Source organism: Salinirussus salinus, assembly GCF_009831455.1.
GTDB lineage: Archaea > Halobacteriota > Halobacteria > Halobacteriales > Haloarculaceae > Salinirussus > Salinirussus salinus.
In genome coordinates, this window is sequence record NZ_WOWO01000003.1 from 113,074 (window position 1) to 129,008 (window position 15,935).

Genomic DNA, 15,935 nt, shown 5'->3' on the forward strand with positions numbered 1-15,935 from the left:
GTAAGTAGGCGCGCGAGGGGGGAGTACAATGGCAGACTGCATCGAGTGCGGGGCCGAGGTCTCCCTGCACGAGGACCTCGAAGTCGGAGAGATCGTCGACTGCGCCACCTGCGGTGCCGAACTCGAGGTCGTCGGGGTCGACCCCGTCGAGCTCGACACGGCGCCCGAACTCGAGGAGGACTGGGGCGAGTGAGCACCGCGGCCCGCGCGACCAGGAGGACAGCATGAAAGTCGGACTCTGCTACTCCCGGATCCGGAAAGACGAGAAACTCCTGCTCGGGGAGCTTCGCGACCGGGGACACGAGGTCGCCAAGGTCGACGTCCGCCGCCAGCGCTTCGGCCTCGAGGAGCCGCCGGCGGACATGGCCGGCGTCGACGTGCTCGTCGACCGGTGTCTCGCAACCAGCCGGAGCCGCTACGTCACCCGCTTTGCCGACGCCTACGGGATCCCCATCGTCAACGGCGCCGAGACCGCCCGGATCTGTGCGGATAAAGTCGAGAACTCCCTGGCGCTCGCGGGGGCGGGCGTTCCCACGCCGAGGACCGAGGTCGCGTTCACCAAGGACACGGCTCTGGAGATCGTCGAGGACTTCGGCTACCCGTGCGTGCTCAAGCCCGTCGTCGGGTCGTGGGGCCGGCTGATGGCGAAACTCGAGTCCCGGTCGGCCGCCGAGGCCGTCCTCGAGCACAAGGAGACGCTGGGCCACTACGAGCACAAGGTCTTCTACGTCCAGGAGTTCGTCGAGAAGCCCGGCCGCGACATCCGCGTGGTCGCCACCGACGGCGAGCCCGTCGCGGCGATGGTCCGCTCCTCGGACCACTGGCTGACGAACGCCGCCAAGGGCGCCGACGTCGAGCCCTTCGAGCTGGACGAGGCGGCCCGCGACCTGGTCGCGCGGGCCAGCGACGCCGTCGGCGGTGGGCTGTTGGGCGTCGATCTGATGGAAACCGGGGTCGACGAGAGCGGCGAGCCCACGGGCTACACCGTCCACGAGGTCAACCACACCGTCGAGTTCAAGGCCCTGAACGACGCCGTCGACGCCGACGTCCCCGCGCGGGTCGTCGACTGGCTGGAGACCGTGCCGGAGGTGCACGCATGACCTACACCGCAAGTGTCGTCGGCGGGTCGGGCTTCACCGGCGGCGAGCTGCTGCGGGTGCTGGACGGTCACCCCGAGTTCGAGGTCGTCCAGGCCACCAGCCGCTCGCGCACCAACAAGACGGTCGGGTACTCGCATCCCAACCTCCGGCACCTCGATTTGCGCTTCTCCGATCCCGAAGAGCTGGAGTCGGTAGACGTGCTCTTCGCCGCCACCCCCCACGGCGTCTCGATGGGCGAGATCGACCGGTTCCGCGAGGCGGCCGAGACGGTCGTCGACCTCTCGGCGGACTTCCGGCTCGACACCGAGGCGGAGTACGAGGAGTGGTACGACGGCCACGAGCGGCCCGAACTCCTGGAGGAGTCGGTGTACGCCCTGCCGGAGCTCAACCGCGAGGCGCTGCCCGGCGCCGACCTGATCGCCGCAGGGGGCTGTAACGCGACGGCGACGATCCTGGGGCTCATGCCGCTCGTGGAGGAGGGCGTGCTGACCGGCGACGAGCAGGTCGTCGTCGACGTGAAGGTGGGCTCCAGCGAGGGTGGCGCGGGCGGCGGCGAGGCCGCCTCCCACCCCGAGCGCTCGGGCGTCGTCAGACCGTACGCCCCGACGGGCCACCGCCACGAGGCCGAGATCGAGGCCTTCCTCGGGCTCGACGTCTCCTTTACCGTCCACGCGGTGGACATGACCCGGGGCGCGTCGGCGACGTGTCACGTCTTCCCCGGCGAGCCCGTCTCGAAAGGGGACCTGTGGGGCGCCTACCGGGGCGCCTACGAGGAGGAACCGTTCGTCGAGCTGGTCGCGGGCGGCGGGGGGGTGTACCGCTACCCCGAGCCCAAGGCCGTCGCGGGCACCAACCGCGCGGAGGTCGGCTTCGAGCTCGACCCCTCGAACAAGCGTATCGTCTGTTTCGCCGCGATAGACAACATGCTCAAAGGCTCCGCGGGCCAGGCCGTCCACGCCGCCAACGTCGCGCTCGGGGTCGAGGAGACGGCCGGCCTGGACTTCCGCGGGCTGCACCCTGTCGGCGCACCATGATAGTCATCAAGATCGGGGGTGCCCGCGCGGTCGACCCCGCGGGCGCGCTCGCGGACGTGGCAGCGCTCGTCAAAAGCGAGGCGGAGGGCGGGGACCACGAGGCCGAGGACGTGGTCGTGGTCCACGGCGGCTCGACGGCCGTCGACGAGACCCTCGAGCGGCTGGGCATCGAGCCGGAGTACGTCGAGACTCCCTCGGGCGTCAAGGGTCGGTTCACCGACGAGGAGACCATGGAGGTCTTCGAGATGGTGATGCCCGGACTGGTGAACACCGAACTCGTCGCCAGCCTGCAAAGCGAGGGCGTCGACGCCGTCGGGCTCTCGGGTGTGGACGGCAAACTCCTGCACGGCCCCCGGAAGTCGGCGGTCCGGGTCGTCGAGGACGGCAAGCGGAAGGTCCGCCGGGGCGACCACTCCGGCACGCCAAGGGAGGTCAACGCCGACCTGCTGGCCGGGCTTGTCGCCGACGGCTACACCCCGGTCGTGAGCCCGCCGATGGCCGGCGCTGATGACGACGCAATCACGCCGGTCAACACGGACGCCGACCGCGCGGCGGCGGCCATCGCCGGCGCGCTCGACGCGACCCTGCTGTTGCTGACGGACGTCCCCGGCATCCTCGAGGACCCGGACGACCGGAGCACGCTGGTCCGCGAGGTCGACGAGCCCGCGGAGTGGGACCACCTGCAGTCACTCGCGGAGGGAGGCATGGGCCGGAAGGTGATGGCCGCCGGCGAGGCCCTGGAGGGCGGCGCCGCCGAAGTGGTGGTCGCGGACGCGAACCTCGACCGGCCGGTGATGACCGCCCTGGAGGGAGACGGGACACATATCTATCCGGACGCCCTGGAGGGGGACACATGAGCGGCTTCGTCTTCGCCGAGAAGCCCATCCGGATCGAGGAGGGCGACGGCGTCTACCTCTACGACGACTCGGGGACGGAGTACCTCGACGCCGGCGCCAGCTACGCCTGTGTCCCGCTGGGCCACGGCCACGAGGCCGTCCAGACGGCCGTCCGCGACCAGCTCGACCGGCTGACCTACGTCCAGGCCTCCTACCCCGTCGGAGTCCGGACCGAGCTGTACGAGCTGCTGGCCGACACCGCCCCCGGCGACATCGGGAAGACCTGGCTCTGTAACTCCGGGACTGAGGCGAACGAGGCCGCGCTGAAGTTCGCCCGCGCCGCCACCGGCGAGGGGCAGACGAAGATCATCGCCACCATGCAGGGCTTTCACGGCCGCACCATGGGAGCGCTGTCGACGACCTGGAAGGACAAGTACAAGAAACCCTACGAGCCCCTGGTCGGGGACGTCGACTTCGTTCCGTATGGTGACGCGGACGCGGTCCGGGAGGCCGTCGACGACGAGACCGCCGCGGTGATCGTCGAGCCCATCCAGGGGGAGGGCGGGATCAACCCCCCCACGAAGGAGTTCCTCGAGGCCGCCCGCGAGGCGACCGACGAGGCGGGCGCGGCCCTGGTCTTCGACGAGGTCCAGACCGGGATGGGCCGGACGGGGACGCTGTGGGCCGCCGAGTGGACCGGCGTCGTCCCGGACATGCTCACCACCGCGAAGGGGCTGGGCAACGGCCTGCCCGTCGGCGCCACCCTGTGCCGGGACTGGGTCGCGGAGGACTACGGCTCCCACGCCTCCACCTTCTCCGGCGGGCCGGTCATCTCGGCGGCCGCGAAGGCGACCGTCGAGACCGTCCGCGGGGAGGACCTGCCCGCCCACGCCGCGGACGTGGGGGCGTACCTCCGCGAGGAGCTGGCGGGAACGCTCGAAAACGCCCGCGAGGTCCGGGGCGAGGGGCTGATGGTCGGTGTCGAGGTCAAGCGGGGCGCCAACCGCTATCTGAAGCAGCTTGCCATGGACCACCAGGTGCTGGCGCTGCCGGCGGGCCGGACCGTCGTCCGGTTGCTCCCGCCGCTGACCCTCGAGCGGAAGCACGCCGACCGTATCGTCGAGGCGATGGCGGAGGTGGTCGGATGACGACCGCCCAGCGCGCGGCGACCGAGTCCCGGGAGCTGCTGGAGAAGCTGGTCTCGGTCCCCTCGGTCACCGGCGACGAGCGGGCCTGCGCCGAGCAGCTGAAGGGGTACTTCGAGCGCCACGGCCGGGAGGCATACGTCGACGAGGTCGGGAACCTCCGGGCGCCCGCCGACGACGGCGTCCTCCTGACCTCCCACATCGACACCGTTCCCGGGGACATCCCCGTCCGGGTCGAGGAGATGCCCCACGTCGACGTCCGCTGGGGTGGCGACGAACCACCGGAAGGCATCGAGGGTACCGGCACGGTCGACGTGCTCTGGGGCCGGGGGAGCGTCGACGCGAAGGGCCCGCTTGCTGCGATGGCCGTCGCCGCGGTCCGGACGGGCGCAAGCTTCGCCGGCGTCGTCGGCGAGGAGGTCGACTCCCGGGGCGGGCGCCACCTCGTCGAGGACCGCCCGGCCCCCGACGCCGTCATCAACGGCGAACCGTCCGGCTGGGAGGGGATCACCCTCGGGTACCGGGGCCTGCTCGCGGGCACCTACGTCGCCACCTCCGAGTCCGGTCACTCCTCGCGGCCCGACGCGAACGCCATCCAGGAGGGGATCGCGTGGTGGAACCGCGTCGAGGAGGAGTTCGGCCACGACGAGTGGGTCCCCGTCTTCGAGCGCGTGACGCCCAAGCCCGTCTCCTTCGAGGGCGGGATGACCGACGACGGGCTCTCCGTGGAGACCACCATCGACGTCCAGCTCCGGGTCCCCCCGGAGTTCACCACCGACGAGGTCCGCGAGATCGCGGACGGTCACCTCGAACTCGGGACGGTCAACTGGGACGACAGGGTGGAGCCGGTGATGCAGAGCCCCCGGACCCCCGTCGCGCGGGCGTTCCGCGCGGCCATCCGCGGGCGCGGGGGGGACCCCCGCCTGCTCCGCAAGACCGGCACCAGCGACATGAACGTCTACGCACAGCACTGGGACTGTCCGATGGTCACCTACGGCCCCGGTAACTCCGACCTGGACCACGCGCCGAACGAACACCTCGGGCTGGCCGAGTACGACGAGACCGTGGCCATCCTCGAGGACGTCACCGAGCGCCTGCTGGAGGAATGATGGACCTGGTAGACATCGACGACCTGAGCGTCACGGACCTGGGCGCCGTGCTCGACCGCGCGGCCGAACTGAAGGCCGGAAGCGGCCCGGAGGCGGGGACGAGCGCCGGCCAGCCCCTCGACGGACAGACGCTGGCGATGATCTTCGAGAAACCCTCGACGCGAACGCGTGTCTCCTTCGAGACCGGCATGACCCAGCTGGGCGGGCACGCCATCTTCCTTGGTCCCGACGACATCCACCTGGGCCACGGCGAGCCGATCAGGGACACCGCCCGCGCGGTCTCCCGGTACGCCGACTTCATCATGGCGCGGGTGTTCGACCACACGGACGTCGAGGGACTGGCGGAGTACGCCACCGTCCCGGTGGTCAACGGGCTGACCGACGACGCCCACCCCTGCCAGACGCTCGCGGACCTTTTGACCGTCCGCGAGAAGTTCGGCTTCGACAGCCACGTCGCGTGGGTCGGGGACGGCAACAACGTCTGCCAGTCCTTCGTGCTCGGGGCGGCGATGGTCGGGCTGGACGTGACCGTCGCCACCCCCGAGGGGTACGGCATCGACGACGCCGTCTACGAGCGCGCGGCCGAACTCGGGGATCCGCCCGAGCGCACGACCGACCCCGAAGCCGCCGTGGCCGACGCCGACGTCGTCTACACGGACGTCTGGGTCTCGATGGGCCAGGAGGACGAACGCGAGGAGAAGCTCCGGGCCTTCGAGGGCTTCCAAGTGACGACCGAACTGCTGGGCGACCGGCCGCTGATGCACTGCCTGCCGGCCCACCGCGGCGAGGAGGTCACCGACGAGGCCCTGGAGAGCGACAACGCCATCGTCTGGGACCAGGCGGAAAACCGGATGCACGCGCAGAACGGCCTGCTGGTGTGGCTGGCAGAACGGTCGTGAGCGGAGCGAACGAGCGCTTTTTCACCCACGTTTTTGCCGCGGGGGTCGAAGCGAGCGCAGCGAGCGAGAGCCCCCGCGGCAAAAAGGTGGCTGCCGGACCGGGCCGAGAACCGGATGCACGCGCAGAACGGGCTGCTCGTGTGGCTGGCAGAACGGTCGTGAGCGAGCGTCTCTGTGCCAGCTCCCCGTCGCATACTAAACCGCGGATTTGACTTACGCCAACGGATATACGTCTCTCGCGGCTCTTTGCTGGTATGGAACACCGCTTCTCGGGCCGTCTCGGACGGCGTCAGATGCTCGCCGCGATGGTGGCGGCTGGTACGACGAGTATCGCGGGATGTTCGTCGTTTCTGGACCGCGGCGGGGTCGGAGACAGTGGCGCGACGGACGTGGTCGTCCACAACGTCGCATCCGAAAGCAGGGTAGTCTCGGTCACGGTCACGGACACGAACGCCGAGGAGCCGCATACCGACAGAACGCTGGACATCGCTCCGGGGGAGATCGTTGACCCGGTGAACTCCGGGAAACTCCCGACCAACACCAGCGGTTACACCGTCGAGGTGGCTGTGGAGAGCGGACCGAGCGAGACGTTCGAGTGGACCGACCCCACAGTCCAGCTCGCGCCGCTTTGGGTGCAGATAGACGACACTCGAAACATCAAATTCCTTCTTCAAGCGGGATAGGCTGTCTCGATGGCCGTATGCTTCTGCCGCGTACCGGTCCCGGAGCGGAAACACACCTCAGAAGCAACCCCCGCTTTCGCCCACCCTTTTGCCCGCTCGACACCAGAGAGGAGTATGCCCACAGTCAGACAGCTCTGGACCGCGCCGGCGGGAGGGGAGCCGATGGAGGCCTGCGACTCGGTCACCGCGGTCGCAAACGGCGGCCTGCGCGGCGACCGCTACTTCACCGGCGAGGGCTACTACTCGCCCTATGACGTCTGTCAGGTCACCTTCGTCGACAGCCGGGCGCTCGCCCGCATCGACGAGGAGTACGGCATCGACCTGACCGACGGGCGCCACCGCCGCAACGTCGTCGTCGACGCGGACGTGGTAGACCTCCTGCAGGTCCGCTTTCGCGTGGGCGGGGCGGTCTTCGAGGGGACCCGGCGGCGGCCACCCTGTGCTCACGTCGAGCAGGTCGCCGGCGAGGCGGGCGTGGCGGAGGCGCTGGGCGAGGAACGCGGCGGGGTCTGTGCAGATGTAGTCGAGGGCGGCGACGTAGCTGTGGGGGACGAACTGGTCGTGGAGGAGCGCTACGACGAGCCGGAGAAGCTGGCCGCGGCGATCCGGGAGCGGTACGAGAGAGAGGAGTAAAGCCCCGAGCGCGGCCTACCAGCCGAGTTCGACGCTGGAGCCGTTCTCCCGGCAGTCCTCCAGGGCGTGTTTGGCGTCCATCCCGGCGGTCTGGGCGGTCCGGGCGCGGCCGACGCCGACCTTGAGCTCGACGCCGACGGCGTCCTCGACGTGGGCGACCGCGTCGCGGTAGCCGGCCTCCTCGACGTCCGAGCAGACCGCGATGACGTTGTCCCCGCCGACGAAGAAGGCGAGCGAGTCGTGGGCCCGGCGCATGTACCGCATGAGCTCGGCGTAGCCCTGCTCGATGTGGATGAAGGTGTCGAACTCGTTGAGCTGGTCGGTGTACTTCCCGGTGGCGTCGTCGACGTCGAAGTGGGCGATCTGGACATCCTCGTCGCTGCGGTCGGCCTCGGCGAGGGTCTCCCCGCGGAGGATCTCCCGGCGCTCGCTGTCCTGGGCGGAGCCGGCGTCCTGGAGCCGGTCGGAGGCCCGCCCCAGCGCCTCGATGGGGGAAGGGCCGGCGGCGACGCTCATGCTCGCGGTCACGGGGTAACGGTTGGCGATGGACTCCTGGATCAGCCGGTGGGCGTCCATCCCGAGCCCGTTGGTGACGGTGAGCATGTTATCGAAGCGGGCGAAGAAGGCATACCCCTCGCGGTTGCCGACCAGCTGGGAGATGTCGGCGTAGAGCCGCGACTGGAGCGTCTGCAGGTCGACCTCGCGGCGCGGCTCCGGGGTCGTCGTCCACGGGCCGTAGTTGTCGATCTGGATCAGGGTGACCTGCGTGTTCGTCACGGTACCCCCGCTTCGTGAGGGGCCGATATGGGTGTTTTGAAGACTGGCAGGTATCGACGGGCGGGGATCTTGAAGAGCTGTCTTCGTGTCAGCCGCGGCGCCGAAAGCGCGGCAGATTTTTCCACGGCCAGTGTGGAGCCAGTCCATGCCAGACGAGTGTGGGTACACACACGATGTCTCGACCGAACGGTTCGCCGACATGGCAGGCGGCACCTGGGTCTGTACCCGCGAGGCGGTGGCCGACGGCGACCGTTGTGTGTTCCACGCCCCGGTCGACAGCACCGACGACGCGACCGTGCGCGAGTCCCTGCTCGAAGCGGTCCGCAACGAGCAGGGAGCACTGAGACTCGTAGGCGCACGTCTCGGGGCGCTGGACCTCGATTACGCGTTGCTCAGTGGACGGTCCAACCACCCGATAGACCTCAGGGATGCCCACCTCTCGGGTGAGTTCTCGGCACGGTACGCGACGGTCGAGCGCCCGCTCCGGCTGGAGGGTGCCTCGCTCGCCCGCCTCGACGTTGAGGATGCGACGTTCGAGCGGCGTGTAGACTTCGGCGAGACGACTTTCGAGGGACGGGTCTCCCTCCGGATGGCGGAGTTCAAGTCCTGGCTCGACATCCGCGACGCGTCATTCGAGGGGGCGGTCTACGCACGGGTCGCTCGCTTTCGGCGCGGTATCTACGGCGTCGACGCAACCTTCCACGCTGCCGCCGACTTCCTCAACACGTACTTCGCCGACGTCGCCAACTTCTACCGGACCACCTTCCGTGCTGGAGCGGTCTTCAACAGCTCGACGTTCGAGGGGAACGCGCAGTTCAACGAGGGGACCATCGACGGGCCAGCGGTGCGCCTCGAATCCGCCAGCGGCAGCCCGCGGTCCGAGCGGGAAACAATAGCCGGTGTCGCCCTGTCGATAGCTGGGGTGACCTGCGGTCGCGACCTCCGGCTGGTCGGGACCGAACTCGGCGGCGATGTGCGGTTCACCGATAGCGACCTCGGCCGCGACCTCCGGTGTACAGAGGTTTCGACGACCGGCGAGACGGTCGTCGACTGTAGCGGGTCGGCAGTCATCGAGGGGACGGTCGACGGGGAGGTGACCTGTGACCTGACGGACGCCGAGGTCGGCGAACTCGAGCTGGGTGACGGCGGGTTCTCCGCCACGCGGTTCGAGAAGACGACGTTCAGCGGCTTCGATTTCGGTGCGTACAAGCGGGAGCTCGCAGCGCGGAACTGGCGGCTCCACGGGGAGACAGACGGGGGAGTGGAGCCGGAGGAAATCGAAAACCTCTATCTCCGCGCAAAAAACGGTGCGTCCGCCGTCGGTGAGACGCGGGCTGCCGCGGAGTTTTTCATCAAGGAAATGACCTACCGGAAGGCCGGCCACAGACGCCGGGCACTGGGAGAGGGAAGTCTCGGGCAGCGGCTGCGTGCGGCTGGCCGCTGGCTGTCCAACAAGTCACTTGGCGTCACATGTGGGTACGGCGAGCGGCCGTTCCGTCCAGTACTGTTCTCGCTCGTGTTGATCGTGGTGTTCGCCGTCGTGTACGCGGCCCTCGACGCGCCGATCACGTACGCGGAGCCGTTCGGGTACCTGACGTTCAGCACCGAGGGGTTCGTCTCGCTCATCCTCGGGCTCCCGCGCGTGACCGGCTCGGCGCTGAGTTTCGTCCTCGCGTTCGAGGGCTTTCTCGGCGGATTCATCATCGCGCTGTTCGTGTTCACGCTCACGCGGTCGATCAGCCGGTGAGCGGGGCAGCGGTCGGCTACTGCGGCGGCTCGTCGGACTCGCCGGGGACGCCCCGGCCCCGGTAGAACTCCCCGGCCCACTGGCTGACCCAGATGTCCTGATTGGCCAGATAGAGCGCCCACTCCGTGTCGAAGCGGTCGTCGGTGACCGACCACTCGTCGGCCCCGGCGTCGTACTCGACTTCGGCGTTGTAGACGGCCGCCTGCCCGAACTCACCGCCGGCCATCGGCGGCAGCGGCGGCCGCGGGCTGTCGCTGTCGTCGACCGAGTTCGGCCGCTGTGCCCGCTGGAGCAGCCCGCGGTTGAACGTGTTGTCGAACCACCGGGCGTACTTCGGTTTCACGCCCTCGATCCCCAGCACCGCCTCGGCGGCGTTGACCCCGCCGGTGATGTCGCCGGCGTCCCGGGCCGTGTAGGTGTGTGTACTCGTGTCGGTCCCGGCAGCGAATATCCCGGCGTCCCCGGCCCAGAGGTCCTCGGCGAGATACCCCAGCACGGATTCTGCTGTCCCGGTGCGGTCGACGCCGTCTAGTCCCTCCGTGGCCCAGAGCAGGCCCTGGCCGGCGATCCCCTGGGTTGCGGCCTGGTTCGCGGCTCCGCCGGCGACGCGGCCGCTGCTGTCGGTGTTCGCCTCGATGGCGTCCGCGAGGGTGTTGGCGTACCCGGCCGCTCGCGACACCTGCTCCGACCCGCCGGCCTGTGGCCCGTAGTACCCGACGGCGGCCAGCAGGAGCCCGGCGGTCCGAGTCGACTCGAGGTCGCCCGCCGGGAAGGCGTTCATCGTCGCCGCGGCCAGCCCGTCGGTCAGTTGCTGGATGCGCCGGGCCGGGACCAGCGGCTCGGGGTTGACGTAGCCGAACCAACCGCCCCGTGCGAGGCTGTTGAGGTCGGAGAGGAACCACAGCATCGCCGCGTGGTGGTGGGGGCGGGGCGTCCGGTCGGGGTAGCCCGGTTCCGGCGGGGTGTAGGGTGAGTCGTCGGTGTAGGCAGAGGGACCGGGGCGGAACTCCGAGACCAGTTCCAGGCTCTCGCCCCTCGTCAGCGCTCCGTTGCTCTCGGGCCCGCCCTGGAGGAGCGCCGCGTTGACGCCGACCTGGGCCAGCGTCGTGAGCAGTTGCGCACGGAACTGGGGACGGAGCGCCGCTGGCAGGATGTCGAAATGCGTTTGGAAGTTCTTCGCCCACGTGACGCCCTTGAGGTGTGTCCAGGCCAGCGAGGAGGGGCTGACCACCTGCGAGGACGCTTCGGGGTCCCAGCGCAGGGTCGCGGCGTTCGGGCGGCCGTCCTGGCCGCCGAAATCCGGCTGCTGTGTGAAGTGAGGGTCCCCCTCGGTGAACGCCGCCATGTTGAGCCAGGGGTTCCGGATCGGCGGTTTGTCCGCCTCCGAGTTCGCCAGCATGGCCGGCAGGCGTTGCTCGAAGGCCTGTTGCTGTTGCTCGTTGTGGGGAAAGCGCACGCCGTTGCCGCTCATCGCGATGTTGGTACTCATGTTGTACAGCGAGTACCAGTAGGAGTCCCAGGTCGCGGCCTCCCAGCCGTACGCCCGGGTCTCGCCGCCAGCGTCGGGCTGACCGGCGACCACCGCGCCCTTCATTCCCACCCCGCGGTGCGGCGAGCAGAAGTAGCGGGTCGTCCCCTCCGCTTCGAAGGTGTGTTCGAAGGTCGTGTCGGCACCGCCGGCCGGGTCGCCGCTGCGGAAGGAGTCGTCGGCGGCGACGACGTTGTGCGAGCCGCCCTCGCCGGTCCACTCCCACCGGACGGTCGTCCCGGGGTCGACCCACACCGCCGGCGGGCCGAAGCCGAAGGCGCCGCCGTTGGCCTCGACGCCCACCCGGACCGTCACCGTCGACTCGCCGCGGGCGTCGACGGTCGTCCCGTCGTAGTTTTCGGTGTCGGCGAACCAGTCGCCGTAGTCGACCTCGGCGCCGCCCGTGGTGGCGGTCGGCGTGGCGGTGGCCGCCGGCGTGTCGGCGGGCGTGTCCGCCGGCGTGTCGGCAGCCGTCGGAGTGGCGTCGCCGCCGTCGGTCGGACCGGAGCAGCCCGCAAGCGCCGCGGCGGCAGCGATACTTCCGAGGAGGAACTCGCGTCTGTGTCGGGGCATGACGGGCGGGACTACCCCGACCGGGGGATTATACCCGCGCCGCTATCGCGGGACCGGCACACCGGGGAGTCGGTTTATTGGTCCCGTGGCGGTCGCGTATATAACCGTCACCCGTTCGTGCGAGTGTGCGGCAGGCGGGCGCGAGCGCGCGAACGAAGGCTCATTACGGTGGCCCCGGTAAGCGGGGACGATGAGCGAGCCACTCGTCATCGACGCGGGCGAGCTGGGAGCCGAGGAACTGCTGGAGACCCTGGAGGCGGGTCGGCGCGTCGTCGTGAACACGGAGTTTCTCGGCTCGGAGCACACCGTCACGCTGCGCCTGGACGGCGGAACCTACTACTGTGACACCCCCACGCGGCTCCACACCCACGACTCCGCCGAGGAGATGCGCGAGTGCATCGTGAACCAGGGCTACGCCGAGTAGCGGGAGCGGGGTGAACCGCGGGTAACACGGCGATTTATTCCGGTGGCAGCCGAACGGGGAGTATGGAGAGCGACCCGTCGCCCGAGCGGTTCCGCGAACTCATGCTGGACGACGAGCCGGGCTTTGCGGACGTGCTGGCCTGCGTGTTCGACGTCCAGGACCACGAGGTGCGGACCTACCTGGTCCTGCTCGAGACGCCGGGGAGCACCGTCGCCGAGCTGGCCGACCGGCTGGACCGGGACCGGTCGAACGTCAACCGGTCGCTGTCGACGCTCCGGGAGAAGGAGCTCGCGCGGCGCGAGCGCCGGCTGCTCGACGACGGCGGGCACGTCTACCAGTACACCGCCACGCCGCTCCCCGAGGCCCGCGAGCTGATGCACGAGACGCTCGACCAGTGGACCGCCTACGTCCACGAGCGGATCGACGAGTTCGGCCCCGAGTCGGTTCCCGAGGTGTGAGCCCATCCGCGCCAGCGCGGCCGACCACCACACTCCAACCGTCCCACTTTTGCCCGCCCGGACCGTCCGCCCCGGTAATGGCCGACCTCCAGCTCACCGGCGCGGAGCCCGCCGTCGCCACCGACGGCGTCTGGCTGGCCTGCATCGAGTGTGGCGAGACGTTCCCGCCCTTCGCGGACGTCCGGTACACCTGTGACGACTGCGACGGGCTGCTGGAGGTCCGCTACGCCGACCTGCCGACCTGGGGCGATTTCCGGGAGGACCGCCGGGGCGTCTGGCGGTACGCCGCCGCACTCCCCTTCGAGGAGGGGGTCTCGCTGCCGGAGGGCGACACCCAGTTGCACGACGTGCCCGGCCTGGAGGCCGAGACCGGCCTCGAACGGCTCCGGGTGAAACACGAGGGGATGAACCCCACCGGGTCGTTCAAGGACCGCGGGATGACCGTCGGCGTCCGCGTCGCGAAGGAAGTGGGCGTCGACCGGCTGGCCTGCGCGTCGACGGGCAACACCTCCGCGGCGCTCGCAGCGTACGGCGCCCGCGGAAACATGGAGACGCTCGTCCTGTTGCCCGCGGGGAAGGTCGCCGCCGGCAAGGTCGCCCAGGCCAGCCTCCACGGCGCCCGCATCTTGGAGGTCGACGGCAATTTCGATACCTGTCTGGACATCGTCCAGGACCTCGCCGCGCGCGGGGAGGCCTACCTGCTGAACTCGCTGAACCCGTTCCGCCTGGAGGGCCAGAAGACCATCGGCCTCGAAATTTTAGAGCAGTTCCGCGACGAGGAGGGTGCCTACCCCGACCGGGTCGTCCTCCCGGTGGGCAACGCCGGTAACACCGCGGCGCTGTACAAGTGTTTCCGCGAACTCGTCCGCAGCGGCGCGCTCCCCGAGGAGGAGGTCCCGGCGCTGACCGGCGTCCAGGCCGAGGGGTCGGCCCCGATGGTCGAGGCCATCGAGCACGGCTGGGACCACACCGAACGGTGGGAGAACGTGGAGACGAAGGCGACGGCGATCCGGATCGGCAACCCCGTCAACGCCCCGAAGGCGCTGCCGGGGATCCGGGCGACCGGCGGGACCGCCGTGGCCGTCTCCGACGACGCCATCCAGACCGCCCAGCGCGACCTCGCGGAGGAGGGCGTCGGCGTGGAGCCGGCCTCCGCCGCCTCGATTGCCGGCCTGCGGACGCTCCGCCAGCGGGGCGTCGTGACTGCCGACGAGCGGGTGGTCTGTCTCACGACCGGCCACCTGCTGAAAGACCCCGACGCGGCCGTCGAGGCCGGTAGCGAGCCCGAGCCCGTCCCCGGCGACACCGAGGGCGTACTCGCCCACCTGCAGGGCTGAACGGGGTCGCCGCGGCCCGGGCGCCGGGCGACAGACGCCCGTCTGACGGGTGGTTATGTGTATCCACCGACAACTATCCATCCCGTCTGATGTCCGACAACGCCAGCCAGACACGCGAGTCGATCGACCGCCAGCCGGACGGCGGGCACGGGTGTCCACCGGGCGTGGCCGTGGTCCGGGAGCGCGGGGACTGCGGGCCACGCCGGGGGGAGAGCGCGGGGTGTGCGTCGACGGCCGCGACCGCACTGCGGGTCCCGCCGGCCTCGCGAACCGGCGGCGAACTCGCCGCGTACTACCGGCTCCGGTGTATCGCCCTCGAGGCGGCCGTCGACCGGCTCGGCGACGAGCTCGAACGCGAGCGGCAACGTCTCGACGAAGTGGTCGCGCGGTACGAGAGCATCCTCCAGGAGCGCGGCGCGGAGAGCGCGGTCACGGACGGCCGGCGGTAGCTCGGGCTCCGGCGCGTGGCCGGGCGGCCGGCCGGGCTACCGGGTTCCGTCGGTCCCTTCCCCGGCCGTCTCTTCCCCGACCGTCCCCCCGGTCCCGCGGCTGCCTTCGGCGTCCTCCGCGGCGTCGTCCTCGTCGTCGGGGGCGGGCTCGCCAGTCATTCCCCCGCGTGCGGGGTGGTCCGGGACCGGCATGAACACCTTCGCGACGTAGTCGAGGATCCGGTCGCGCAGTCCCATAGCGGGCCTATGCGGTCCGGACGAATATGTCCCCGGGTCGGTCGGCCACGTTCCCGACCGGCAGGAACGGCCGGGGGCATTTTATCCACCGGGGTCCTACCGCAGGTATGCTCCTGTCGACTGCCGCCGGAACCGTCGAGGTCGCGACCCTGCTCGCCTCGGGCGTCGTGACGGTCGGGTCGGCGGTGTTGCTCGCGTACCTGTACGTCTACGCCCGGGACGTGGTGGTCGAGATCGACCTGCGTGACATGTGGCCGCTGGCGATGGGGATCGGCGCCGGCGTCGTCTACGGCGTGGCCAACATCGCCGACACGCTCGTCTCGGCCGCGTGGCTCGGCCCCTTCGCCGAGGGCGCGACGCTGTTTTTCATCCTCGGCGTCGCGCTCGGTATCAGGGGGCTGGCGCTGTCCCGCCGGGACCGGTCGACGACCGCCCTCCCCCAGTGGCTCGACTACGCGGTCCTCGCGGTCTTCGTCGGCTCGTGGTGGCTCGGCTTCCTGCTCAGCGGCGAGACCAGGCTGGTGGTCGTCGCCGGCTGGGTCGGGGCCTCGCTGTGGGCGCTGTACTACAGCCTGCTCGCGGTCCGGACCCACGAGGGGACCAGCATCGCCGCGCTCGTTCGAAACCTCCTGCCGGCCGTGATCGCCACCGCCGGCGTGGTCTTCGCCGACATCGTCGGCCGGTATCTCGGCTACGCGGGGGTCGTCGACGCCGTCTGGCTGGTGGGGACTGTCATCGTCGGGACCTTCCTGTTCACGACGGCGGTGGCCATCCGCCAGCAGGGCGGCGAGGTCGAGCGGATGTACGACTGGACGACCTGGCGGGGCAGCGGCGAGCGGAGCGCCGAGGTCGCGCGCGGCAGCGAGACGGAGGCAGGCGTCGAGGACCGCAGCGACTGAGCAGGCGAGTTCCGCCGGTCCGAGCGTTCCGGCCTGGACGTTCCGGCCCGCTGCCGGCGTCACAACC

The 15,935-nt window shown here is 70.2% G+C and carries 18 protein-coding genes; 15 read left to right on the forward strand and 3 right to left on the reverse strand.

What is annotated here, in order from left to right; translation table 11 throughout:
* Positions 1-28: 28 nt before the first annotated feature.
* From lysW to GN153_RS10520, 9 genes are all read left to right on the forward strand, one after another.
* Entirely contained in the window at positions 29-193 is a 165-nt protein-coding gene (gene lysW, locus GN153_RS10480; RefSeq protein ID WP_159902495.1) for a lysine biosynthesis protein LysW, read from the forward strand.
* Positions 194-224: 31 nt separating this feature from the next.
* Positions 225-1,100: a lysine biosynthesis protein LysX gene (lysX, locus tag GN153_RS10485; RefSeq protein WP_159902497.1), complete on the forward strand. Its 876-nt coding sequence runs from the start codon at positions 225-227 to the stop codon at positions 1,098-1,100.
* Positions 1,097-2,134 carry an N-acetyl-gamma-glutamyl-phosphate reductase gene (gene argC, locus GN153_RS10490; RefSeq protein ID WP_159902499.1) on the forward strand — a complete coding sequence of 346 codons (1,038 nt, stop codon included), beginning with the start codon at positions 1,097-1,099 and terminating at the stop codon, positions 2,132-2,134. The genes lysX and argC overlap by 4 nt, the downstream gene beginning before the upstream one ends.
* Positions 2,131-2,991, forward strand: coding sequence for an acetylglutamate/acetylaminoadipate kinase (locus tag GN153_RS10495; RefSeq protein ID WP_159902501.1), 861 nt, complete (start codon positions 2,131-2,133; stop codon positions 2,989-2,991). The genes argC and GN153_RS10495 overlap by 4 nt, the downstream gene beginning before the upstream one ends.
* Complete coding sequence (locus tag GN153_RS10500; RefSeq protein ID WP_159902503.1) at positions 2,988-4,118, forward strand: aspartate aminotransferase family protein; 1,131 nt, start codon at positions 2,988-2,990, stop codon at positions 4,116-4,118. The genes GN153_RS10495 and GN153_RS10500 overlap by 4 nt, the downstream gene beginning before the upstream one ends.
* Positions 4,115-5,224: a [LysW]-lysine hydrolase gene (locus GN153_RS10505; RefSeq protein WP_159902505.1), complete on the forward strand. Its 1,110-nt coding sequence runs from the start codon at positions 4,115-4,117 to the stop codon at positions 5,222-5,224. The genes GN153_RS10500 and GN153_RS10505 overlap by 4 nt, the downstream gene beginning before the upstream one ends.
* Positions 5,224-6,123, forward strand: coding sequence for an ornithine carbamoyltransferase (gene argF, locus GN153_RS10510; protein WP_159902507.1), 900 nt, complete (start codon positions 5,224-5,226; stop codon positions 6,121-6,123). The genes GN153_RS10505 and argF overlap by 1 nt, the downstream gene beginning before the upstream one ends.
* Positions 6,124-6,416: 293 nt before the next feature.
* On the forward strand, positions 6,417-6,806 hold the full coding sequence (locus GN153_RS10515; protein WP_159902509.1) for a hypothetical protein: 390 nt from the start codon (positions 6,417-6,419) through the stop codon (positions 6,804-6,806).
* 114 nt (positions 6,807-6,920) lie between these two features.
* Positions 6,921-7,439, forward strand: a complete 519-nt coding sequence (locus tag GN153_RS10520) for an MOSC domain-containing protein (RefSeq protein WP_159902511.1) — start codon at positions 6,921-6,923, stop codon at positions 7,437-7,439.
* A gap of 15 nt (positions 7,440-7,454) precedes the next feature.
* Here the strand turns inward: GN153_RS10520 and GN153_RS10525 are convergent, their stop codons facing one another.
* Positions 7,455-8,216, reverse strand: a complete 762-nt coding sequence (locus GN153_RS10525; RefSeq protein WP_159902513.1) for a GTP cyclohydrolase III — start codon at positions 8,214-8,216, stop codon at positions 7,455-7,457.
* A gap of 145 nt (positions 8,217-8,361) precedes the next feature.
* Between GN153_RS10525 and GN153_RS10530 the strand changes: the two genes are divergently transcribed.
* Positions 8,362-9,963, forward strand: coding sequence for a hypothetical protein (locus tag GN153_RS10530; RefSeq protein WP_159902515.1), 1,602 nt, complete (start codon positions 8,362-8,364; stop codon positions 9,961-9,963).
* A 16-nt stretch (positions 9,964-9,979) separates the two neighbouring features.
* Here the strand turns inward: GN153_RS10530 and GN153_RS10535 are convergent, their stop codons facing one another.
* Complete coding sequence (locus tag GN153_RS10535) at positions 9,980-12,064, reverse strand: halocyanin domain-containing protein (RefSeq protein WP_159902517.1); 2,085 nt, start codon at positions 12,062-12,064, stop codon at positions 9,980-9,982.
* A 190-nt stretch (positions 12,065-12,254) separates the two neighbouring features.
* Between GN153_RS10535 and GN153_RS10540 the strand changes: the two genes are divergently transcribed.
* The 4 genes from GN153_RS10540 (at position 12,255) to GN153_RS10555 (ending at position 14,732) form a co-directional block, all read left to right on the forward strand.
* Entirely contained in the window at positions 12,255-12,488 is a 234-nt protein-coding gene (locus GN153_RS10540) for a hypothetical protein (protein ID WP_159902519.1), read from the forward strand.
* 62 nt (positions 12,489-12,550) lie between these two features.
* A complete protein-coding gene (locus GN153_RS10545; protein WP_159902521.1) occupies positions 12,551-12,946 on the forward strand; it encodes a helix-turn-helix domain-containing protein in 396 nt (131 codons plus the stop codon).
* A 77-nt stretch (positions 12,947-13,023) separates the two neighbouring features.
* The gene (gene thrC / locus GN153_RS10550) at positions 13,024-14,283 is read left to right on the forward strand and encodes a threonine synthase (RefSeq protein WP_159902523.1); all 1,260 of its coding nucleotides are present in this window, start codon (positions 13,024-13,026) and stop codon (positions 14,281-14,283) included.
* Positions 14,284-14,372: 89 nt separating this feature from the next.
* Entirely contained in the window at positions 14,373-14,732 is a 360-nt protein-coding gene (locus GN153_RS10555) for a hypothetical protein (protein WP_159902525.1), read from the forward strand.
* 36 nt (positions 14,733-14,768) lie between these two features.
* Here the strand turns inward: GN153_RS10555 and GN153_RS10560 are convergent, their stop codons facing one another.
* Positions 14,769-14,969, reverse strand: coding sequence for a hypothetical protein (locus tag GN153_RS10560; RefSeq protein ID WP_159902527.1), 201 nt, complete (start codon positions 14,967-14,969; stop codon positions 14,769-14,771).
* 107 nt (positions 14,970-15,076) lie between these two features.
* Here GN153_RS10560 and GN153_RS10565 point away from each other — a divergent pair, with 107 nt between their 5' ends.
* A complete protein-coding gene (locus GN153_RS10565; protein ID WP_159902529.1) occupies positions 15,077-15,868 on the forward strand; it encodes a hypothetical protein in 792 nt (263 codons plus the stop codon).
* Positions 15,869-15,935 lie beyond the last annotated feature (67 nt).